The following is a 23,450-nucleotide window of genomic DNA, read 5'->3' as shown; positions in this document are numbered from 1 at the left end:
TACAAAACATATCGACTTTTATTTTTCTTAATCACCGTAGTTTTTGCGAAAAAAACCATTCGCGACTTTGCGAGAAAAAATTTTCACTTTTTACAACTATAAGTTTGCGCCTTTTCATTTTCAGAATCTTTGCGCATTTTGCGAAAAATATTTGCGACTTTGCGAGAAACAAAATTAATTTTTAAACCTTTCTAAAGTTTCCTCATACATCTTTATATAAATTGGAAGAATATTTTGTAGATCAAATTTTTCTGCTTGTACTTTTGCGTTTTTCTTCATTTCGGCAAGTAGATTTTCATCACTTAAAAGTTTGTACGTGTAATTGCTCATTGCTTCTACATTTCCTATTTCTGCTAAAAACCCTGTAACTCCTTGTATATTTACCTCTGGAATTCCACCTGCATTGGAACTGATAACAGGAGTTGATGCTGCCATTGCTTCCAAAGCTGCAAGACCAAAACTTTCTTGCTCGGAAGGCAAAATGAAAACATCTGCAAGCTCCAAAATTTTATAGAGATCATTCACCTTTCCCATTAGTCGGATTTTATCCATCAAGTTTGGATTTTCTTCCAAAAATGCATTAATGATTTCCATATCTGGACCTTCACCAATGATGATTAATTTAGATTTGATTTTTTTCTCTACATTTTTGAAAATTTCTAAAACCTCGGAAACCCTTTTTACAGGGCGAAGATTGGAAACGTGCATCAATATTTTCTCGTCGTCATTTGCCAATTGCTTTCTGGCGCACAACGTTAATTCTTCAAATTCAGAATTATCGATAAAATTATGAATAACCTGAATTTCCTTTTTTATTTGAAATTTCTGCAAAGTATCTTTTTTCAAACTTTCTGAAACCGACGTAATCGTATCAGATTGATTGATAGAGAATTCTACCGCATGTTTGTAACTTGGATGTTGCCCAACCAAGGTAATATCTGTTCCGTGAAGCGTTGTTACCAAAGGAATATCTTTGCCTTCTTCTTTCAACATTTGCTTCGCCGTGAAGGCTGCATAAGCGTAAGGAATTGCATAATGCGCATGCAAAATATCCAATTTGTATAAATTTACCACTCGATATATCATCGATGATAGTGCAATATCATACGGTTGATATTGAAAAAGCGGATACGTTTGTACATTTACTTTGTGAAAAAAAATATTGGGATTCGCAACATCCAATCTTGCTGGTAGCGCAGAACTTATAAAGTGTACTTCGTAGCCTTTTTCTGCGAGTGCCATTCCTAATTCTGTGGCTACTATTCCGCTTCCGCCGTAGGTTGGATAGCAGAGAATTCCTATTTTCATTTTATTTTATTTAAAAGCTAATTAACGTTTGAAATTTATTTTGTCTTGAAAAAACTTTTTGAAGTGGCATTCAAATCCATTCCCATTCCTTCTTTCAATTTTTCATTTACCAAAACTGGCAACTTTCCAGAAATTTTTGTTTTCCCAACTAAAGCTTTTGCAGACGCAGAAAAAGAATCATCATTGTTTTCATAAGCCACCAAAACCGTAGAAATATTGTTGAGGTTTACATCTTTCAAAGCATAAGGCGAACCGAAAACTTCTAATATTACATTATTTTTTTTGGCAATATTTGCGAGGATTATCTTAGATTCGTTTGATACTTTGTAAGGTTTGTAAGCAGTAGAATTATCTTTGTGAAAACCAACAATCACCGTAGCAATTGCTGGAATTGTAGAAATTTCTGAAGGCTTTTTTATAATTATAGTCGTGCTTAGATTCAATTGATCTACAAAATTTTGGAAAGGTCCTTCTTCCAACGGAACATAGTAATAGGTTTGCTTGCAATCTAAAGGCAAGAGTTTTTTCTCATCTTTTATTAATGTTAAGGCATTTGCATACAATTTTTCGTTTAAAATTTGGTGTGCTTCTGTGTTCAGATCATTATTAATATTTGCAGGATTTCGATTTTCATATGTATTCAAACCGAGATAGTATTTTGTCAAAAGTATTTTTTTTACGCTTTCTTCTACACGATTTTGAGAAATCTCATTGTTATCAATCGCTTTTTGTATTAATCTTTTACCTTCCTTCACGCCATCAGAAAAAAGCATAATATCGTTTCCAGCTTTAAATGCCAATGCATCTACTTCTCCTGGTTTGTATTTTTTCGCAACTGCTCCCATATTTAAAGCATCAGTTATGATTAAACCTTTGTAGCCATATTTTTCTTTTAATAAATCTGTCACAATTTTTTTAGACAAAGACGCTGGAATTCCTTTTTCAGATTCTAATGCGGGTACGAAAAGGTGTGCAATCATTACTCCGCCTACATTCTTATCCATCAGAGCTTTGAAAGGCGCAAGTTCTACTTTATTTAATCTATCTAAATTGTGAGAAACTACCGGCAAATCTAAATGAGAGTCCGTAGAAGTATCTCCATGTCCAGGAAAATGTTTGATGGCCGCCAAAATATTATTGTCTTGCAAACCATTGCTGTATGCTTCGGCAGATTTCACCACATTATCCACTTCAGAACCGAAACTTCTATTGCCAATAATCGGATTATTTGGGTTAGTATTTACATCTACAACGGGTGCAAAATCCCAATTAATGCCCATTCTTTTGGAATCTTCGGCAATTTTTGCTGCCATTTTGTAGATTAATTTTTTATCTTGTATTGCTCCCAAAGTCATGGCGAAAGGCAATTTTCTGGCAGTAGGAATTCTTTGAAACAAACCCCATTCTGCATCCATCCCAATCAGCATGGGAACTTTTGAGGCCTTTTGAAATTCATTTAATAGATTTATTTCTCTTTCTGCATCATCCTGCATCAAGATTAAACCTCCTAATTGTTCGTTTTGCACCAAGCTTCTCACATTTTTTATATAATCTTCGCCTTTGTTGGTATACAAAGCCACAATAAAAAGTTGTCCCAATTTCTCTTCCTGAGATAGTGAATTGTAGGTTTTATCAACCCAATTATTCGCTTCTTTTTTTTGTTCAGAAGTCCAATTTTTAGGCTGATATTGCGCAGAAATAGGTTGAAAATTATAAATTGAAAATAATATAACAGTAAGAAAAAATTTATTCATTTTAAAAATTTGAATGCAAACAAAAATACGATATTTAAAATAATAATTCCTACGAATAATTTATGGTATATGTTTTGAATAGTAGAAAATAACTAACCAATTAAAAATTAAAAAAATGAAAAAATTCTTTCCCTTTTTAATGATTGCCTTCATCGGATTATTCGTGATGAGTTGTGACAATCGAGATGAAGTACTTGTAAATCCACAAGATAATGATACCTTTTCTGTAGTGATTGATGTAAAAAATGCCAACTTTCAATTGATAAATGGCCAATATACAATCGAGAGAACATTTTTAAATCCTCTTTTTGATAGCGATGTAGTTTTAATTTACAGACAAGACGGAACGGAAGCTGGAAATCCTGTTTGGCAATTGATTCCTAGAACATTATTTTTACCTGGGAATCAGGAATTAGATTATGATTTTGATTTCACTAAAAATAAAGTATATATCTATGCTGGTGGAACTTATGATTTGGCTACAACACCGCAGTTTATCAATAATCAAAATTTTAGAGTAGTTATAATTCCTGCAACATTCAAAAATTCTACTATTGATTATAATGATTACAATGCAGTGATAAAAGCTTTTAATATTGATGATTCTAAGCCTACGAAATTGTAAAATAAACCTTATTTAAACCGAACAAATCTCGCCTTTTTTTAAAAGCGGGATTTTTTTTATCTTAAAATTTTACTATTAGGACTTTTGTAGAGCGTAATATCTTTGTAAATCACCATATCTTTTTCACTGAAAAATTTGATTTCGGATACAAAAGCCGGATTTTTTTCTGCGCGTTCTGCTATTATTTCGTAGCCAATTTCTTTTATTTTATCTTGCAGATCAGCATGTTTTTTATATTCAACTTTAAGTACTTTTAGAAAAACTTCTTTCCTTTCGTGGTTGCAGACTTTGTAGAAATGAGTAATTTCTTTTTCGAGAAGTTTTGGATCAGCAATATTTTGAAAGTAATTGTTCAGGCAATTATACGCATCATAATTTTTTTCCCAACCAGATTTCAACATATTTTGTGCAGCTTCTGCTTGTTCCATTTTGTATCGATGTACCAGTGAAGCCTTCACAAATTGATTTTTTTTGAAGTAATCATCAATTACTATTTGATAAAAATGTCTTGCTTTTGGAATGTTATTTTGAATTTTGTATAAATCTCCAACTTTTTCAAAATTTTCTAATTCTGTGTGAAGTTGTATCGCCTTTCCGTATTCCAAGCCTTTTTCGTAGCATTCTGCAGCGCTTTTTTTATCGTCTAATTTTTTTAAATAAATAACTGCAGCTTCAGAGTAAAATTTTCCATCCTTCAATGTTAGTGCTGCTTGATGAGGATCCTGCAATAATCTTAAATAGATATTTGCAGCTTTTTTGTATTCACCTTCGGCTGCATATTTTTTTGCTGCTTCTGTATATTTTTGATAAATTTTATTGAATAAATCATTACCAACGTAAGCGGAACCACCTCTACTAGAACCTAAACCAAAAAATCCTCCAAATCCAGATCGAGATCCAGAAGAAAACTTGCCGCTTTTCAAGCCAATACTTGACAATAGAATTACAAATCCGATGATTAAAAATAATAATAAATCTAGAAAGACTTCGCTTGCTGGCAAATAAAAAAAGGAAATGAGGATGCTTATCAATTTTATAATTAATAAAATAAAACTAAACATGAACAATTTGTCCCAAAAATTCTGCTTATTGAGTATCTTCATCGTCGTCTGATTTTAAAATTGTTTTATTTTTATTTAAAAGTTTCAACAACAAAATAAAAATGATGATGGTAACTATCCAAAAGAACAAACCATAGCCAGAGTCTTCTATCAATGGTTTTAAGACATAGGAAATAGATGCAATAATGATGATTATAGCAAAAAATTTAGCTAAATAATTTTGTCTATCTTCAGAAATACTGATGTCTTCCCAAAACGTTTGTCCGTATTTTCTTTTGCCAAATAAATACATCACAAACATTGCTAAAATAATAAATGCCAATGCTCGCAATGCAGAATCCCACCAAGATAATTGCAGCTTGTCTTCTGCATTTTGATCTTCTAAATTTTTTGGCGCTTCGGAATTTGTTACACTTCTCGCATAGCCATATTCATATTCCAAAGAATCGCGTATGGTTTTCTTAAGAGAATTTTCATCTCCAATATTTTTTTTTCTCTCGCCATATATTATTTGAGATTCAATAATAATCTTTTTACCATAAACATTTCTTAAGGAATCTTGTACAGATTTTTTCCTATCCAAGATTTTATTTGTATACAATTCACGGCTTAGATTGAGTGCGGAAATTTGCTTTTCATAAACCGAAATGATAGAATCTTCTTTAAAAGGAATTTCCTGTAAAATGGGTTTCGTGGTCAATAAATCTTCAAAACCAATCTTTTTTTTCAAAGAATCTTTTATAGATTTTGTTTTATTTATGGTAATTATTTCATTTAATTCTGCTAAATCATTTGGCTTCAAGTTTTCACTTATATTAATTTTGCTGAGGTATTTTCCCTTATTTTTTTCGAATATTTGCTTCGCTTCCAAGGCATATTTCTTTTCGAAATAGATTTGCAAAGAATCATTTAAGCTAATTTCTTTTTCATGCAAAAGAGTAGAAATTTCTGTATGGGAGTGCTTTATTTTATTTAATTTTTGATGATAATCAGCAAGTAAAGAATCTTTTAGCAAAGATATTTTTGTGGGTTTAGAAATAAATGCAGCTTCTCTATTGTAGGTTGAATTTGTTTGGATTTCGCTATATACTGGCTGTTTTGAATCTTCATTGGAAAAAGTTGCAAATAAAAATCGAATAAAAATAATACCAATTACCATAATGCTTACGCGAAAAATTAAATTTTTCGAGGTAGAATAATCATTTGTACCACTAAATTTAAAAATTCCGCCACTTTTTTCTCTGGAAGAATTGAGAATATCTAGAGGAATGGCATATTGCAATGCTTTTTCAGGGTTTTTATCCAAAAATCTTAAATATTTTTCTAATTCTCGCTTATTGCCTTTTAGCAATTTTTCCATATCAAAAGGTGACTTTTCGTTGGGATCTGGCTTTTCGTTTTTTTCCAGATCTTTCAGCACATCTTCTTCATCCAAATCCAAAAGCAAAGATTTCATTTCCTTCGGAATTCTGGCGCTTTTTAAAGGTTTTACAATGTTTTTTGTTTCTTCTTTATTAAATTTTAAAAATTCTGTCCAAATAATTTCGTGAGAAAGTTCTTGAAATCCTATTTCTGGATGAAGAAAGAACTTTTTATAATTAAAAATATCTGTCCATTCACTTTCTGCAATTTCTGGGAATATCGCAGAAAACTCTGGAATAAAAACAGCATTTCCAGCCAATTGAAAAATAGAATGTTGAAAGGTTTCAAATTTAATTATATCGGTGAGTACAACTAAACAACCTTGAAGCGCATTTTCTTTATCAAAAATCTCAAAGCATTTTGAAGCATTAAGATGTATATTCATTTTTTGCAGTTCCGAAATCCAATATTCCGCGGTATTTCCTTTAATGAAAACCGCTCGTTTTGCATGCAGATTATATGGAAAAGGTTTAATCTTCAGTTCCATAATCTATAATATTTTGGATGAAAGGCAAAAAGTATTTTATAATAAATTCTGAATTATCAATAACTTCCAATGTATTTTCTTTCGGATAGTAATATGGATTTCCAGCAATTTCTGTTTCCGAAGCTACGCCTAAATATCCATTAACAATAGAAGTTATATAAAATTTTGGGATTTCTGGATTGTGGCTTTCAAAAATTAAAATTCCTCTTTTATCCAAAACAATGTTACTTTCTTCTGAAAAAGTAAAAGTGTTTCCTTCTCGAACAGAATTTTTTAAGGAATTGGAATCATTTATTTTGTCAAGATAAAAATAATTTTGTAGAGATAATTCATGTTTACCTATTAATAAATTTTTTGAAATATTAACCGAAATTGAATTAATATTACTCAAAATATTTTGATAATTAGTGATAATGTAGTCGGAATTATTTATATAATCGAAAATTTCATTTACATCTTTATTATTAGTTTCTACAGAAATTATTTGTGCCTTATCTTCTAATATAAAAATTTCTAATCCCTCATTTTTCGGACTGTAATAAATGTAAAATTTATTTTCATAAAAAACGGGGGTTAAAGTAGATCCTGCATCAAAATCTTTGGGAATATTTGTTTCATAAAACTGGTTTAAAGTCAGATTTAAGATATAAATTTTTCTTTGCTCATAAAGATATTGAATTAAATAATGATCGCCATTGGTATGAATTCCAAACCCAAAGTTGCCTCTATTTTTTATACTTATTTTTTCAAACAAAACTTCTGCACCTTTAATGTCACGATCATAATCGTAATTATACATTTCATTTATAAATCTTCTGATCAAAGATTTAGATTTTGTTAAAATATATTGATAATCATCAATTAAAAATTCAGCAATAAAATCACTTTTTACTGGAAACAACAATGGATAAATAAGCGGTAAACCAGTTTTATTTTCTTTGTTGGCTTTCTTCTCGCGTTTTTGTTTCCACAATTCTTCCAAAGGAAGCATTACTTTTTGAATGTGCTTTCTTGTGCCTTTCGTGTATTTGTGAAAATTAATGATGCCTTCAGAATTACTCGAAATTACAAAGCTCAAAATATTTCTATGTTCTTGTATCAATCTTTGCATTTCGGCAGATTTCAAAGCATCTTCGGACAACAAAAGAAAAACTTCTGCACCTTTTTTTATTGCTAAATTTTCTAAAAAATCATTTAAAACATTTGTAGAATGCAACTGCGCCGAAATTTTGGTAGCACCTTCTATCACATCTTCCACAGTATTTAGCGAAACTTCCTTCATTTCATTTGCTGCTACAAATATTTTGTAATCTGTATTTGCTTTTGGGTGTTTTGCGATAGCGATAGCGGTAGAAAAAGCCAGTGTTTTCGGTGTTCCCCAATTTTTGATAGAAGCATCTATAATTAATATTCGTTCATAGATATTTTCTTCTGGCGGTATTTCTCTTTCAATAAAAAGTACTTCATTGTTTGCAACACGAGAAACGAATACATCATCATCATTGGCAAATTCTGAGAGCAACATTCTATCAAAACTGCCTTTATTGGTAATATCTGCAATACCACCAAGAGGATGATTGCCTGGAGAATATTGATGCATTGGGATTTTCATGCCGCTCCAAAGTCTTTTTATTAAGCTGCCAATATGAAAAGTTTCTGGTTCTTTTATTAAGTTTTCTAGCAGATCTTCATCAATTTCATTATCAGTAGAATTTTCTTCTTCTACAATTTCTTCTTCAATTTCCTCTATTTCTGTATAGCCAAACATTGCGTTGCTAATGGCTTTTTCTGTCGGGAATTTCTCGTGCAGTAGATTTAAAACTTTTAAATCTCTGGAAAATACATCTTTGCTAAAGTTATTTTTGAAAGATAAATCGAACGCTGAAAAATTTGCATGTATATTTTCTATAATATTTTTAGAATCTGAAGAAGATAATTTATAATGCGCATCTTTAAATATCGTATTAAATAGCAGGATTTTATTTTGTCCCTTTTTTAAATTTTTACCTAGATTGTTGATGTTCTCTAAAAACAGAATTGCATTTTCATGCTCAATCGGGAAATTTCCTATTTTATTAAATTTTTCACACTTACTTTTTATAAAATAAATTAACCCATCAATTTTGCGAAAATCTTCTCTAGAAGCTGCATAGAGCACGAGCAAAAAACTACCAAAAGGTGGTAAGCCATTATCAGAAAGCGTTTTTAGAATTTCTAAAGCGTAAGCAATGTAGGAAATTGGACCAACATTAGGAATGTTAATCATGTTGAAAGTTGTGAAAAACTGATCTTCGATAGAATCATCATTTTCCCATTCCCAAAAATTATTTTGATATTGCTGAAAGTATGTACGGAAATTCATTACAAAATCAATTTAGTTTTACGAAACGAACTGATGCTTAATGGCATGAATTTTTGTTTTTCAATAAGAAAATAACGACCATCCTTTTTCCAAAAAATATAAAATTGATTTTCAGAATTCAACTTATAATTAATCTCTTGAGATAAGATAGAAAATTGAAAATCATAACCAGAAGGCAAGAAATGATTGCCATTTTGCCAATAGGTTTTTCCGGGCAAAGAAATCATCGGAGCACCGAGTAAAATTACTTTTTCATCTGCGATTACCCAATGCAATTTTGCTTGTCTAAATTCTGGAATAGAAGAAATATGCGTGTCCAAATCTTCTAAACTGATGATCAATACATTGCTTTCTTTTTCAATTTCTGATGGAATTATTTTGATGGTAAAACTTTCAGCTACATTATTTTGAAGCAAATTTTTCGCGGGCAATTCAATATTAATGCTCATTTGCAAAGAATTCCAGAGCAAGCCAGATGATAGTTTTCTGCTGGGTACGCTTTTTCCAATTTCGAAAAGCAAACCTTCGCGCAATTCATATATTTTTACATCGGGAATGATTTTTAAAATAGGAGAAAAGGCTTGATCTTGGGAGAAATTTTTCAACCAAATTTCTTCGCCATCGGAAGAAACTTGAACATTCTCCCAATGTCTTATATTTCCCAAAATTTTCAGTTTTTCTCTGGGAAGTACGGCAAAATATTCTTTTAAAGAGTTTTCAGTATTTTTTGCCATAGTGAATCTATTTCTGCCTGAATGTACTGTTTTTGCGCGGCATCTTTCAGCCATTCACTTCTGGTTTGTAGATAGCGAAGTTTATCTTTTACCACATTTTGCTCTTCAAAATTAAGGCTTTGGTTTTGCCATTTTTCTTTTAAATTTTCTACATCTTTCATCAACTCTTCTGGATTTGGAGTTTTATTAAAAGAGGCTTGTGGATGAGCATTTGGCTCTTCATCTTTCTCAATAATATGATTGATGATGCCTTCCAAAATTTCTATCTGTTCCTCATTATCCCAAATATGCTTCAAAACCCACAGATCTGAAAGTATTGCATAATTTCTACCGCATAAGATGGCACTTGCGGAAATTAAATTTTGCAATTTAACTGCTCTTCTATCGGAAATAGAAATTCCAGTATTTCTTAAATTAAAGATACAATTGATATAACTCTCATAAATTGGCTTTAAATCTACGTTTTTGCATTCATTCTGAATTATTTTTATTTCTGATGAAGTTATTTCTGGTGCATCAAGAGACTCACCTCTTTCTAATTTTCTACCTGAGATAAGAACTTGAGAAAGCAAATCTGGGTTTACATTATCTACTAAAACACGGACTAAAAAACGATCAAAAAGTGCATTCAGTGCGTCGTCTTCGGGCAAAACATTGCTTGCTCCCACAAACATCAATGCTGGGAGTTTTTTAATTTCTTTTCCTCTGCGAAATATTTTCTCGTTCAATGCTGTTAATAAACTATTGAGAATGGCAGAATTAGCATTAAATATTTCATCCAAAAAAACCATAGAAGCTTCTGGCATCATACCACTTGTATTGGTGATAAGATCTCCTTCTTTTAATTTTCGAATATCGAATGGCCCAAATATTTCGATTGGTTCTGTAAATCTTGTAAATAAATATTCGAAATTTTTGCCATCCGTTACGCAATTTGATAGGGTTCTGATGATGGCGCTTTTTGCAGTTCCCGGTGGACCGTAGAGAAAAGCATTTTCTCTTGCCACAAGGCAAATGCCCAATAAATCTACAACGTCATTTTTACCCACAAAAGTGGATTTTACAAAGTCTAAAACTTTTTTAAGCCTATCTGTTTCCGTCATTTAAATTTGATTTTCTATTTTAATTCTCGCCAAAAAACATTTTTGTAGTCTCCCAAATTTGCTAGAATTTCTTTCTTCCAAAAAGGATTTTCTGCAAGTTCGTAATTTTTATATTCAAAAATTTTGTTTAAATATAGCATTTTAAAACATGATGACATTATTGTATTTTCCCAATTTATTTCTGGAAAATCAATATTTAAACCGACCGCTGAATAATGAAATTTTTGAAAAATATTTATCAAAATTTCTAGCAATGGATCATGATCATCTATGCTTTTTAATTGTTGAAAAACAATAGGTAAAAACCGAAGGCACAGATCTGCAGAAAGCATCGCAGATTCGTCTGCGATGCCTTCAAAAATAGGGAAATTTTTTTTGAAATCTTTTTCGGTATTTTCTCTAATTGCTACAAATTGTGCAGCGTGATAAAGAATTTCTGCGCCAAATAATGCAGCTTTAGCGTTAAATTTTGGACTTTGAAAAGGATAATTTATTTTTTCGTTGTCAAATTCATTCATTAAAAATTCTACAACATTATCTTTTTCTTTTTGCGAAATATCTAAAATTTTACTATAAATTATTAAACATTCTTCTGTTCGAATTTGATAAATAGAATCTAAAAATGGGGAATTTGTAGACGGCATAAATTTGCGGGTGCACTATTATTAACCTTCAAAATCTTCTTCTAGCATGTGACCAAAGTAATCTTTTTTCACAGAAAGATAATCTTCATTATCTTTTGTAGATGCTATTTGAAGAGGAATTCTCTGTACTAATTTAACAGAACTATTTTCTACCGCTTCCATTTTCAGCGGATTATTCGTCAATAAATTTATTTCCGAAATACCCAATTGCTTTAATATTTCTACAGCAACTGTAAAATCTCTTGCATCTACAGGCAATCCTAAATCTAGATTTGCTTCTACCGTATCTCTGCCTTTTTCTTGCAATTCGTAGGCACGAAGTTTATTGATGATGCCAATATTTCTACCTTCTTGACGAAGATAAACTACAGCGCCGCCATTTTTTTGCATATATTCTAATGCATAATCTAGTTGAGGTCCGCATTCGCATTTTTTGGAATGAAAAACTTCTCCAGTGATGCATTCTGAATGAAATCTAATGTTTACTACCTTGGAAAGATCTGTATTTTCTGCAATTAATGCAAAATGTGGCATCCAGTCTTTTTCTCTTTCAGAGAATGCAATCATACGGAACATACCATAATCCGTAGGAAAGTTAGCCTCTGCTTGTCTTTTTATCATTGATGATTGTGGGGGTGTATTTTACTTTTTAATATCACTATTTGAAATCGTTTCAATTTCAGATATATTTGTTTTTATTCTTACCAGGTATCTGTTCAAGATTTCGTTGTGGTCTGCATCTAGAAATTTTCTCAACTTCTGGAGTTTTTTATAGCAAACTTCTATATCTTCAATCGATCGTTCTTTTCCTCTTGTGTTGTAAGCTTTTGTAGCTTGGAGATAATTTGTAAGATGTACTTTTAATTTAGAGATTTCAGAATCTACGGCATCATTTCGAAAATCTGGAAATGTAGAAATTAATTGTGAAATTTCTGAAGCATTGATATTTTTATCAAGAGAAAATTCAGCATTTTCAACTTTTGTGTTGCTGTTGGAGGGTGATAATCCATTACTCATGGGAGATAGGTTATATCCTTCTGCAGCGCAAGAGGTGAAAGTTATTAAAATAATAAAAGCTGAATGTTTAAAATATTTTTTCATTTTTAATCCTTTTTGTAAAGGATTGGGTTCAGAGAAGCATCGTTATACATTTTCATTTGTTTGTACACTTTCATCTTCACTGCTCCGTTTTCAATATTTACAAGCAATTGATCTATAGAATTAGTAAGATCTTTCTGCTGCTCTAGAAGTACTTGCAATTTTTGATTGCATTTTATTTGATGCTCTACGGTTGCAGATTTTCTTTCAGCTTCAATTTTCATGTGAAAAATTTTGAGCGTTAAAATAGATAGTCTGTCTATTGCCCAAGCTATAGTTTCTGTATTGAGTGTAGCATTTTCCTTTGGCGAAATGTCTGCATACTTATCAAAAAAATATTGATCTATATGCTCCACTAAATCCGTTCTTTTCTGGTTAGAAGCGTCTATTCTTCTTTTTAAAACCAAAGCGTCTGCAGGATTTATTTTTTCGTCTCGTATGATGTCTTCTAGATGCCATTGCACGGTATCAATCCAATTCTTGGAATACAAAAGATGTTCCAAAGAGTCTTCTTTGTAAGGATTATGATAAATAGCATCCACATCATCTCCAATATGGTAATGATTTACAGCTTCATTAAAAACATCCCAAGCTTTATTTGAGAAAGACATATGTGATTTTTATAAAGTATTTCCTGTGCTATCTTTTGTCTGTTCCCTGTTGGAATTTGAAGCATTTGTTGGCTTTTCATCTTCTTTCACGGCATCTTTAAATTCTTTGATTCCAGAACCAAGACCTTTCATCATTTCGGGAATTTTTTTTCCGCCAAAAAGTATCAAAAGTATTACAGCAAGTATCAAAAGGTGTTGCCAAGAAAGCGCTAATATTGATAATGTTTCCATTCTATTTTTTTGTAAAGTTATGCTATTATTTTTAATTTACCCAACCTAATGGGTCTACTGGTGTTGTACCATTCCAGATTTGGAAATCTAGTGTTGTGGTGCCATCAAAATCTTCTGCTACTGTTCCAAGAATAGTACCAGCAGAAACTTGTTGGTTTTTTGTAACCGTAGTATTTTTCATATTATTGTATACAGTACGGTAATTTCCATGAACTACAAATATTGCTCTAGTGCCATCTCCATTATCTGAAATGATGGAAACTACACCTGGAAATATGCATTTAGCTTGTGTTCCTTTACTTACAGCAATTTTTACTCCTAGATTTTCTTCAAAAATTCCTTTGAAAACTGGATGTTCTTTTCTACCAAAACTATGGGTAATTGTTCCATAAACTGGCATACTCATTTTTCCTTTACTGCTTGCAAAGTTAGTTGCAGATGTAGAAGTTACACCATAACTAGTCATCGCTTTAGTTTCTGCGGCTTTTTTTGCAATATCACTTTTATTTTCTAGTTCTGCTTCCGCTTTTTTTGCAGCGGCTACTTTCGCATCTGCAATTCTAGATTTTTCTGCTGCATCTGCGGCTTCTTTTGCAGCAGATACTCGCCTTGCTTCATCCCTTTCATTGGAGGCAACTTTTGCAGCTTCTTCTGTTCTCTTTTTTTCGTCTGCAGCTTTTCTTAGTGCTAATTCTGAGGCTTTTCTAGCTTCTGCTTCTGCAGCCAGCCTATCCTTTTCTAGCGCATCTGCTCTTGCTTTGTTGTCCGCATCTATTTTTGCTTTTTCTCTATCTGCAGCTACTTTTGCTAAACGTACCTTTTCTGCCTCGGCTTTTTTTATGGCAACTTCGTTTACTTTTGCTAGTCGAACTTCTTCTGCAATGATGGCTCTTATCTGATCTTGGATTCTTTTATTTTGAATCTGTTTTTCCTTTAATTCTGCTACTAATTTTGTTTCATTTTTCTTGAAATCTTGTAGGAGTCTTTCTTTCTGCAGTTTTTCTGCGCTTATGGTAGAGAGTTCCGTTTGCTGATTTACCAAAAGAATATCTTTCTGTTTGATAGATTTTTGCCTTTCTGTGAGAGAACTTTTTAACAATTTAGCTGCTTTTCCTATTTCTGCCGCTTTTTTATCTTGATATTCTGAATATAGTTTTAAATATTGAACTCTTCTCATGGCTTGCCCAATATTTTTTGCAGAAAGAATGAAGGTTACCTTATTCTGCATCCCTTTATTCTTATATGCAGATACCAAAACCTCCGCATAGTTTTTTCTTAAAACACCGAGCTCTTTATTTTGACGATTTATTTCTAGCTGACGCAAGTAAATATCATCCTCTATAAAACGTTTTTCTTTTTGGGTATTCCCGTAAACCTTCTCGCGCAGAACTATTTTTTTATTAACATTTTCTAGATAGGCGAGAGATAAACGAGACTCACTTCTCGTCTTAGAAAGATTTTCGTTAATTGCAGATATCTGCTTTTTCAATTCTGCATTTTGTTTTTGTAGCTTGTCTTTATCTTGTGAAAATCCCAAGATAAACAACAATAGTGCTGCAAAAAAACTTATTTTTTTAATCATTAATTTCTATTTGCTGATAACTATTAGGTACAGTGTACGGAGTTTTAATTTTCGAAAAGTCAAATTTCGTGTTTTCTATTAAAATTTTGCTCGTTTTCTCACCTTTTATTATTATTTTAACGTTTTGTGGTAATCTAAGATTCTCAAAAGTATCCCAGTTATCATAGGATATTTCTAATTCATCATTAGATAGTACATCTTGCAACAACACATTTGTAAGGTCATATTCTTTATTATACAACAATGTAATTGCATATTCTCTTGCTTTTTCAACCTCATCATTTGCAATTTTTTGATTATAAGCTGATACTACTTTAAATCCTTGAGTATTTTGAGATAGGATAAATTTGCTGTCATTAATAGAGATGAATGTTCGTCCCATCAAAATTTTCTGCAAAGAATTATAATCTATAAAATTGACGTTTAAAAGTTTATTTAAATATTCATAATCAGAATCAATATAATTTTTATTAATTCTATCCATCGCTTTAAAACCTTCTTGTGTAGCTTGTGCTCTCGCTACACTAAAAAATAAGGCTGTTAAATTTGACCATATTTTTTCATTATTTTCTATATAAATAGTTGCATCTAAAGTAGGTACACTGCTACCACTTTCCACATCTACCTTACTAGAAATCTTTATCTGATCAAATTTTAATGGCGGTATCGTCTTCGTGAAAAACATTATTTTGTCAGCGATTGCATAGTTGGCTTCTTTTGGTTTTCTATCTTCTTTTTTAGTTTCTACTACATTGCCTTCTTCATCCAGCAATGGTTTTTTCGTTTTACAAGATTGTAAAATTAAAAGGAAAGATAATACAAAAAGCCACTTTTTCATCAATAATATTTACAAACTAATAGCAATTGAAACGCCAAAAATTAAATTTTAGTTAAAATTATTTATAATCTCTGGTAAATAAAATCATTATCCTTTTGAAATAAAATCCAAAACAGAATAATCTCCTAAAGAGATTTCCCCAGAAACTCCATAGTAATGCGCATAATTTCCAATCATGGAGTTTTGTAAATTGCCACAAGATATAGTACTTTGCTCCTGTATAAGTGAATTTACGATATTTGAATCCAAAATTTTGGTACCATTTCCGACAGAAACATTGGGTCCAATTTTAGAATTGATGATTTCTGCATTTTCACCAATAAAACATGGTGGGATAATCAAACTATTTTCAATTTTTGCAGATGCAGGAAATTTTGCAAATTCATCTTTTTCGTAGTTTAGAATTTTGCTGTTCGTTTCTACTGTAGCATTTTTGTTTCCACAATCCATCCAATCATCTACCTTTCCGAGAGAAAATTTTGCACCTTTTTGTCTTAAATTTTCTAAACAAGTCGTCAATTGAAATTCTCCACCCTCACGGATGTCATTATCCATTATATAATTGATTTCAGACATTAGTTTCTCGGCACTTTTAAAATAATAAATACCAATTATTGCCAAATCTGAAACAAATTCTTTCGGTTTTTCTACAAAATCCGTGATATATCCAGCATCATCTAACTTCACAACTCCAAATGCAGATGGATCTTCTACTGCTTTTACCCAAATCACACCGTCTGATTCTGTATCTAATTGAAAATCTGCACGAAACAAAGTGTCTGCAAAAGCAACTACAACATCACCTTGCATAGAGTCTGCTGCACATTTTATTGCGTGAGCTGTTCCCAATGGTTTGTCTTGAACATAAATACTACCTTTCGCGCCAAGTTTTTCTGCAATTTTTATCAAAGATTCTTCAACTTCACTACCAAAATCTCCAACAATAAAGGCGATTTCTTCAATTTTTTGTCCAGCAACTTTAGCAATATCTTCTACCAAACGTTGTACAATAGGCTTTCCACCAATTGGGATTAACGGTTTAGGAACGGTGAGTGTATGTGGGCGTAATCTGGAACCTCTTCCAGCCATTGGAACTATGATTTTCATATTATTTTGTGTTTATTAGATTTTTAGGATGAATATTATAACAGTTGCAAAATTAATTTTTTTTTTCAAATTAGCGAATCAATCTTTTAATAATGTCTTTTTCTGTAATTGCAACCACGGTTATATAAATAATTAATAAGGCATTTCCTACATAAAAATTCCCATTAAATATATAGTAAGAAAGTATGGATAAAAGCATACTTCCTAATAAATACGCTATTATTTTTTTAATATTGTAGGGTACAGGGTAAAATTTTTGCCCTAAAAAGTAAGAAACTGCCATCATTGCAAAATAAGAGAAAAATGTAGCCCAACTAGAGGCCCAAAATCCATATTTTGGAATGAAATAAACATTTATTCCAATTGTAACAATCGCTCCAAGCAAAGAAAGGTAAGCTCCGTAGATAGTTTTATCAGATAATTTGTACCAAACCGACATATTTAAATAAATTCCTAAGAAAACTGCTGCCATTAAAACTATTGGAACTATTGGCAGACCAATATTATAGGCCGGATTTCTTAAATACATCGGTCCTAGCCAACCTAAATTGGCACATAAAGCTAAAAGAATAATACAGTTAACGATAACAAACATATCCATCAGTTTTGCATAAGAATTCCCAGAGTTTTCATTTTTTGCATGAGAAAAAAAGAAAGGTTCTATACCTAATAAATAAGCTTGACGAAAAAGGGTAAGAAAGGTAACGATTTTGCAAACTGCTCCATATATAGCCATTTGTTCGGTGTTTGTTCCATCAGGTAAAAGATATTTTAAAAATTGACGGTCCATTGTTTCGTTGATGACGCCAGCTAAACCTGCAATAGTTATTGGCCAAGAATAAGCCATCATCTTTTTCCAAAGAGACCAATCGAATTCTTTGAAACTTACACTTTTTAATTCTTGTATAAGCAAAATAAAAGTAATTGCACTTGCTACCAAATTGGCTACAAATACATAACCGATTCCAAAATCCGCATTATATTGTAATCCTAAAAAGCCTTCTTTTCCTAATTTTGGTAAAAGGACGATAAAAAATAAAACCAATAAAAAATTAACAATTCCATTAATTATTTTTATAATAGCAAATTTTTTCGGTCGTCCCGTTTTTCTTAAAATGACAAAAGGCATCGTACTCAATCCATCTAAACCAAGAACTACAACTATTAAAGTTAAAAGATTGACTTGATCGGGAGTTTTAAAAGCGATTGCCAATTCTGTTCGAAAAATATAGGAGAATGCTACAAATAGTAATGACGCGAAAATTACGCTTAAAGTAGAAGTGGAAATTAGTTTTTTAGAATCTTCTATTTTTTCTGCAAATCGAAAAAAAGTAGTTTCCATTCCGTGAGAAAGTAGCACGATTATTATTCCTGCTACTGAATAAAAATCTATAAACGGTGCCAAAGCTGTAGGACCAAATTTTTCTGTTACGAAAGGCGCAATAATGAACGGAAATAAACGAATGACAACTGTGCTTAAGCCGTAAATTGCTGTTTGCCCTAATAATTTTTTATACAAAATTTATAAATTTTTACAAATGTAAATAAATACAATCAAGAATTTATAATCAAGAACTAATAATCAACATATTTAAGTTTATAAATATTAAATTTGTGGAAATAGATTGATCTAAATTAAATATTCATGAAAACCCTCATTAAAAACGCAACTCTAATCAATGAAAATCAAATTTTTGAAGCTGATTTGCTCATTGAAAATGATTTAATTAAAAAAATAGGAAAAAATATTTCCGAAAATGATATTGATAAAATTATAGATGCTACCGGAAAATATCTACTTCCGGGAATTATAGACGATCAAGTGCATTTTCGCGAACCTGGCCTAACTTGGAAAGGAGATATAGAAAGTGAAAGTAGAGCTGCAATTGCAGGTGGAATCACCAGTTTTATGGAGCAGCCAAACACCGTTCCCAATGCCGTAACTCAAGAATTATTAGAAGAAAAATATAAAATTGCAGCAGAAAAATCTTACTCCAATTATTCTTTTTTAATGGGTGGAACCAACGATAATTTGGAAGAACTTTTGAAAACAAATCCACGTAATGTTGCGGGAATAAAACTGTTTCTCGGTTCTTCTACAGGAAATATGTTGGTAGATAATCCCGAAACTTTAGAAAATATTTTTTCTAAGGTGAAGATGCTTATTTGTGTGCATTGCGAAGATGAAGCTACCATTCAACAAAATTTAGCAGAAGCAAAAAAAGAATACGGCGACGAGATTCCGGTGGAAATGCACCCAAAGATAAGAAGTGCAGAAGCTTGCTATATTTCTTCGTCTAAAGCTATAGAATTGGCAAAGAAAACTGGTGCGAGATTGCATGTATTTCACTTGTCAACAGCAAAAGAAATGGAATTATTTAATAACGATATTTCCTTAGAAAATAAAAAAATAACCGCAGAGGTTTGTGTACATCATCTCAGTTTTAATGACAGGGATTATGCAGAAAAAGGAAATTTCATCAAATGGAATCCTGCTGTAAAATCTGAAAACGATCAAGATGAATTGTGGAAAGCACTTCTTGATGATAGAATAGACGTGATTGCAACAGATCATGCGCCGCATACTTTGGAAGAGAAATCTAAAAAATATTTGGATGCACCATCTGGCGGACCATTGGTTCAGCATGCTTTAAATATAATGCTAGAACATTATAAAAATGGAAAAATATCTTTAGAGAAAATTGTAGAGAAAATGTGCCATAATCCTGCGATTTTATTTGAAATAGAAAAGCGTGGATATATAAAAGTAGGCTATAAAGCAGATTTGGTTTTGGTAGATTTAAATAAAAAATACGCGGTTTCCAAAGAAAATATTTTGGCAAAATGCGGATGGAGCCCTTTTGAAGGAACTGAATTTCACTCAAAAATTACGCACACTTTCGTTAATGGCAATTTAGTTTTCGAAAATGGAGAAATTAATCCTGAAAAATTTGGCGAAAGGTTGCTTTTTGATAGATAATTTCTCGCATATTTATCAATTATTTTGCGATATATTTTTGAAAATCTCATTTATCAGTAAAATTCCGCGAATATAAAATTGCAGAAGAAATTATTATATTAAATTAACTAAAATATTACTTAAATTTACTTATTAAAAAATATTAGAACTATGAAAAACAAAACCCTTTATTTATTGCTGCTTTTCTTGGCAGTAAATGTTTTCGGGCAAGACAAATTTGAATGGAAAGAAGTCACGGAAAATGGCTATACCTACAAAACAGTGTCCAACGACCCGATGAAAGCTAGATTTTACACGTTGAAAAATGGACTAACCGTTATTTTGAGTCCAACACCAAAAGATCCTAGGATTCAAGCGTATGTTGCCATAAAAGCCGGAAGCAAAACAGATCCTGCAACCAATACAGGTTTGGCTCATTATCTAGAGCACATGCTTTTTAAAGGTACAGATAAATATGGTTCCCTAGATTGGGCAAAAGAAAAACCAGAATTAGACAAAATCGATGCTCTATATGAAAAGTACAACAAAACTACAGATGAGGCAAAACGCAAAGCAATTTACCATCAAATAGATTCCGTTTCTGGCGTTGCAAGTAGGTATGCAATTGCCAATGAATACGATAAATTGATGTCTTCTATGGGAGCACAAGGTACGAATGCATTCACAAGTTTTGAACAAACCGTTTATACAGACGATGTACCAAGTTCTTCTATTGATAAATATTTGACTGTACAATCCGAACGTTTTCGCAACCCTATTTTAAGAATTTTCCACACAGAATTAGAAGCGGTTTACGAAGAAAAAAACCGTGGATTGGATAGTGATGATAGTCAAGTTTTTGAAACTTTGTTTGCCAATTTATTTCAAAAGCACAACTATGGTTTGCAAACAACTATCGGAACTGTAAAAGATTTGAAAAATCCTTCTTTGGTGAAAATTAGAGAATATTTCAACACCTATTATGTTCCTAATAATATGGGAATCATTATGTCTGGAGATTTTGATCCGAATGCAATCATCAAAAAAATAGATGACAATTTTGGGAAAATGAAAGGTAAACCAGTCCCAAAATATACTTTTCAGCAAGAAACGCCACTTTCTGCTCCAATTGTGAAAGAAATAGTAGGTCCAGATGCGGAAAGCTTGACAATGGGTTTCCGTTTGCCAGGTAATAAAGATAAAGATGTGTTGATTGCAGATTTGGTTGGGCAAGTTTTGACCAATGGTAAAGCAGGTTTATTAGATTTAAATTTAGTAAAACAACAGAAATTATTGAGCGCATCCGCATTCACCTATACTTTGATAGATCATGGTGTGCTTTACTTAGATGCAAAACCAACAACTGGGCAATCTTTAGAAAGCGTAAAAACTTTGCTTTTAGATCAAATTGATTTATTGAAAAAAGGAAATTTTGATGAATCTTTGCTAACTTCAATTGTAAATAATATCAAAAAAGGTAAAATCTACGAATCTGAAACCTACGGAAGTAGAGCTAGTTCTTTGATGGATTCTTTCACGTCCGAATTAAACTGGAGAGATCAAGTTGCTTACGTGAACGATCTTTCTAAAATTACCAAAGCAGATGTTGTCAATTTTGCTAATAAATATTTAGGAAATAATTACGTTGCCGTTTTCAAAAGAAAAGGCGAACCAGAAAATCGCGAGAAGGTAGAAAAACCAACTATTACGGCAGTAGAAACGAACCCAGACAAGCAATCTGCCTTCGTGAAAATGGTAGATGAAATGCCAAATACACCTTCTTCTCCAGTATTTTTAGATTACAGTAAAGATCTTCAAAAATCTAAATTGGGCGCAGCAGAAGTTTTGTACGTGCCGAATAAAGATAATTCCATCTTCCGTTTAAGCTACCGCTACAAAGTAGGAACCTTAAATGATTTGAAAGAATCTCTAGCTGCAGGTTACATCCAATTTTTAGGAACAGATAAAATGTCTGCAGAGCAAATCTCGAAAGAATTTTATAAAATAGCATGCAGTTTCAATATTTCTAGTGGAGAAGAATATACCACCGTTTCCATAGAAGGTTTGCAAGATAATTTTGATAAAGCCGTTGGTTTGTACGAAACCATCATCAATAATGTGAAACCAGACGATGCTGCTTTAGCAAGTCTGAAAGCTAGAATTGCGAAAGGCAGAAAAGATAGAAAAGCCAACAAAGGCGCTATAATGCAAGGTCTTACAAGCTATGCAATCTACGGAAAAGACAATAAATTTAACTATACGCTTTCTGAAAAAGATCTAAACGCAACCACTGCAAATGAGCTAGTAGATCGTTTGAAAAACTTAAACAACTACGAGCAGACAATCATATATTACGGACCAAAACCGCTAAATGAATTGGTTTCTTCCCTAAACACGATGCACAAAGTTCCTGCAAAATTTATGGCAGCATCAAACAAAAAAGATTTCAAACAAGTGAAATTGGACAAGCCGCAAGTACTTTTCGCCAATTATGATATGGTGCAAGCAGAAACACGTTGGATTAGAAATACAGACCTATACAATGCAGACAAAACGACATTGATAGACGTGTACAATAATTATTTCGGAGGTGGAATGGGATCTATCGTTTTCCAAACCATACGAGAAAGTAAAGCATTGGCATACAGTACATACGGATATTATATGGCGCCACAAAAGAAAAATGAAGACTACACCATTTTAAGTTATGTAGGAAGTCAGGCAGATAAATTTAATGAATCTACGGCTGCGATGAATGAACTAATGACTACGCTTCCAAACTTGGATGGCAATTTATCTTTAGCAAAAAACCAGGTGAAAAAGGATATTCAAACGGAAAGAATAACGCAAGATGGCATTATTTATAATTATTTAAGATCTAAAGATTTAGGATTAAATGATGATATCCGCAAGAAAATCTATACCCAAGTAGATAATGTGAAAATGGCAGATTTAAATACCTTCCACGATCAATATTTCAAAGCAAAACCATATACTTACGCAATTGTTGCTTCCGACAAAAACGTAAAGATGGAGCAAATGAAAAAGTTGGGCGACGTGAAAGTCTTGAGTTTAGAAGAGATTTTCGGGTATTAAGATTTTCTAAATATTATCAATCAAAACTGCAAGATTTGTGTCTTGCAGTTTTTTTTGGCTCTGTCATTGCGAACGAAGTGAAGCAATCTCAACCAGTCGAATTATTTGGGCGCCAATTTCCGCCTTCCGTTCCCAATCTTTTTTGTTCCGCTTCGCTGCACAAAAAGAGCTCCGTTCAAGCCGGGGCGCAGAATTTCGCTTTTTTCAAACATTTTTCTAATTTTAGAAGAAAGTATATTTTTTAAAAAAGAAACAAATATTCATTACGTCATTGTGAGGAGCAGCTTTGTCTCGTATTGACGGGAAAGCAATCTTTACAACCATTGGTGACCATGTAGGCTCCCCCAAAAACAGTACAATTTAGAAGTATAAAAATACTAACTTTAAATTGTAAAAAATATTATGAAAAGAAGCAGATTTAGTCCGGA

Annotated in this window: 19 protein-coding genes; 3 read left to right on the top strand and 16 right to left on the bottom strand. The window is 32.0% G+C overall.

What is annotated here, in order from left to right; genetic code table 11:
* Nucleotides 1-174: 174 nt before the first annotated feature.
* Together bshA and HNQ03_RS13420 are read right to left on the bottom strand one after the other, a co-directional pair.
* A complete protein-coding gene (gene bshA / locus HNQ03_RS13425; protein WP_173780209.1) occupies nt 175-1,308 on the bottom strand; it encodes an N-acetyl-alpha-D-glucosaminyl L-malate synthase BshA in 1,134 nt (377 codons plus the stop codon).
* Between the two features lie 35 nt (nt 1,309-1,343).
* The gene (locus HNQ03_RS13420; protein WP_173780208.1) at nt 1,344-3,062 is read right to left on the bottom strand and encodes a glycoside hydrolase family 3 protein; all 1,719 of its coding nucleotides are present in this window, start codon (nt 3,060-3,062) and stop codon (nt 1,344-1,346) included.
* Nucleotides 3,063-3,177: 115 nt separating this feature from the next.
* Between HNQ03_RS13420 and HNQ03_RS13415 the strand changes: the two genes are divergently transcribed.
* Nucleotides 3,178-3,687: a hypothetical protein gene (locus HNQ03_RS13415; RefSeq protein WP_173780207.1), complete on the top strand. Its 510-nt coding sequence runs from the start codon at nt 3,178-3,180 to the stop codon at nt 3,685-3,687.
* A 56-nt stretch (nt 3,688-3,743) separates the two neighbouring features.
* Here the strand turns inward: HNQ03_RS13415 and HNQ03_RS13410 are convergent, their stop codons facing one another.
* The 14 genes from HNQ03_RS13410 to HNQ03_RS13345 all read right to left on the bottom strand — a co-directional run bounded on the left by HNQ03_RS13410 (nt 3,744) and on the right by HNQ03_RS13345 (nt 18,486).
* Nucleotides 3,744-4,790 carry a soluble NSF attachment family protein gene (locus tag HNQ03_RS13410; RefSeq protein WP_173780206.1) on the bottom strand — a complete coding sequence of 349 codons (1,047 nt, stop codon included), beginning with the start codon at nt 4,788-4,790 and terminating at the stop codon, nt 3,744-3,746.
* The gene (locus tag HNQ03_RS13405) at nt 4,774-6,657 is read right to left on the bottom strand and encodes a hypothetical protein (protein ID WP_173780205.1); all 1,884 of its coding nucleotides are present in this window, start codon (nt 6,655-6,657) and stop codon (nt 4,774-4,776) included. Before HNQ03_RS13405 ends, HNQ03_RS13410 begins: the two co-directional genes overlap by 17 nt.
* Complete coding sequence (locus tag HNQ03_RS13400; protein WP_173780204.1) at nt 6,641-9,019, bottom strand: hypothetical protein; 2,379 nt, start codon at nt 9,017-9,019, stop codon at nt 6,641-6,643. Before HNQ03_RS13400 ends, HNQ03_RS13405 begins: the two co-directional genes overlap by 17 nt.
* Complete coding sequence (locus HNQ03_RS13395; RefSeq protein ID WP_173780203.1) at nt 9,019-9,753, bottom strand: hypothetical protein; 735 nt, start codon at nt 9,751-9,753, stop codon at nt 9,019-9,021. Before HNQ03_RS13395 ends, HNQ03_RS13400 begins: the two co-directional genes overlap by 1 nt.
* Entirely contained in the window at nt 9,726-10,856 is a 1,131-nt protein-coding gene (locus tag HNQ03_RS13390; protein WP_173780202.1) for an AAA family ATPase, read from the bottom strand. The genes HNQ03_RS13395 and HNQ03_RS13390 overlap by 28 nt, the downstream gene beginning before the upstream one ends.
* Nucleotides 10,857-10,870: 14 nt before the next feature.
* A complete protein-coding gene (locus tag HNQ03_RS13385; protein ID WP_173780201.1) occupies nt 10,871-11,500 on the bottom strand; it encodes a hypothetical protein in 630 nt (209 codons plus the stop codon).
* 21 nt (nt 11,501-11,521) lie between these two features.
* On the bottom strand, nt 11,522-12,121 hold the full coding sequence (gene ribA / locus HNQ03_RS13380; RefSeq protein ID WP_173780200.1) for a GTP cyclohydrolase II: 600 nt from the start codon (nt 12,119-12,121) through the stop codon (nt 11,522-11,524).
* A gap of 21 nt (nt 12,122-12,142) precedes the next feature.
* On the bottom strand, nt 12,143-12,601 hold the full coding sequence (locus tag HNQ03_RS13375) for a hypothetical protein (protein WP_173780199.1): 459 nt from the start codon (nt 12,599-12,601) through the stop codon (nt 12,143-12,145).
* Nucleotides 12,602-12,603: 2 nt separating this feature from the next.
* Nucleotides 12,604-13,209 (bottom strand): DUF4254 domain-containing protein, encoded by a 606-nt coding sequence (locus HNQ03_RS13370; protein ID WP_173780198.1) that lies wholly within the window; start codon nt 13,207-13,209, stop codon nt 12,604-12,606.
* Between the two features lie 9 nt (nt 13,210-13,218).
* Nucleotides 13,219-13,440 carry a twin-arginine translocase TatA/TatE family subunit gene (locus HNQ03_RS13365; protein ID WP_173780197.1) on the bottom strand — a complete coding sequence of 74 codons (222 nt, stop codon included), beginning with the start codon at nt 13,438-13,440 and terminating at the stop codon, nt 13,219-13,221.
* A 31-nt stretch (nt 13,441-13,471) separates the two neighbouring features.
* A complete protein-coding gene (locus tag HNQ03_RS13360) occupies nt 13,472-15,022 on the bottom strand; it encodes a murein hydrolase activator EnvC family protein (RefSeq protein WP_173780196.1) in 1,551 nt (516 codons plus the stop codon).
* Nucleotides 15,015-15,860, bottom strand: a complete 846-nt coding sequence (locus HNQ03_RS13355; protein WP_173780195.1) for a DUF4292 domain-containing protein — start codon at nt 15,858-15,860, stop codon at nt 15,015-15,017. The genes HNQ03_RS13360 and HNQ03_RS13355 overlap by 8 nt, the downstream gene beginning before the upstream one ends.
* A gap of 87 nt (nt 15,861-15,947) precedes the next feature.
* The gene (locus HNQ03_RS13350; RefSeq protein ID WP_173780194.1) at nt 15,948-16,967 is read right to left on the bottom strand and encodes a sugar nucleotidyltransferase; all 1,020 of its coding nucleotides are present in this window, start codon (nt 16,965-16,967) and stop codon (nt 15,948-15,950) included.
* Nucleotides 16,968-17,037: 70 nt separating this feature from the next.
* Complete coding sequence (locus tag HNQ03_RS13345) at nt 17,038-18,486, bottom strand: oligosaccharide flippase family protein (protein ID WP_173780193.1); 1,449 nt, start codon at nt 18,484-18,486, stop codon at nt 17,038-17,040.
* 126 nt (nt 18,487-18,612) lie between these two features.
* On the opposite strand from HNQ03_RS13345, the gene HNQ03_RS13340 reads away from it, so the two are divergent.
* Together HNQ03_RS13340 and HNQ03_RS13335 are read left to right on the top strand one after the other, a co-directional pair.
* On the top strand, nt 18,613-19,947 hold the full coding sequence (locus HNQ03_RS13340) for a dihydroorotase (protein ID WP_173780192.1): 1,335 nt from the start codon (nt 18,613-18,615) through the stop codon (nt 19,945-19,947).
* Between the two features lie 150 nt (nt 19,948-20,097).
* Nucleotides 20,098-23,022 carry a M16 family metallopeptidase gene (locus HNQ03_RS13335; protein WP_173780191.1) on the top strand — a complete coding sequence of 975 codons (2,925 nt, stop codon included), beginning with the start codon at nt 20,098-20,100 and terminating at the stop codon, nt 23,020-23,022.
* The last annotated feature ends 428 nt before the right edge of the window (nt 23,023-23,450 follow it).

This window comes from Frigoriflavimonas asaccharolytica (assembly GCF_013294015.1).
Classification (GTDB): domain Bacteria; phylum Bacteroidota; class Bacteroidia; order Flavobacteriales; family Weeksellaceae; genus Frigoriflavimonas; species Frigoriflavimonas asaccharolytica.
This window is presented reverse-complemented; position numbering and strand designations above follow the sequence as displayed.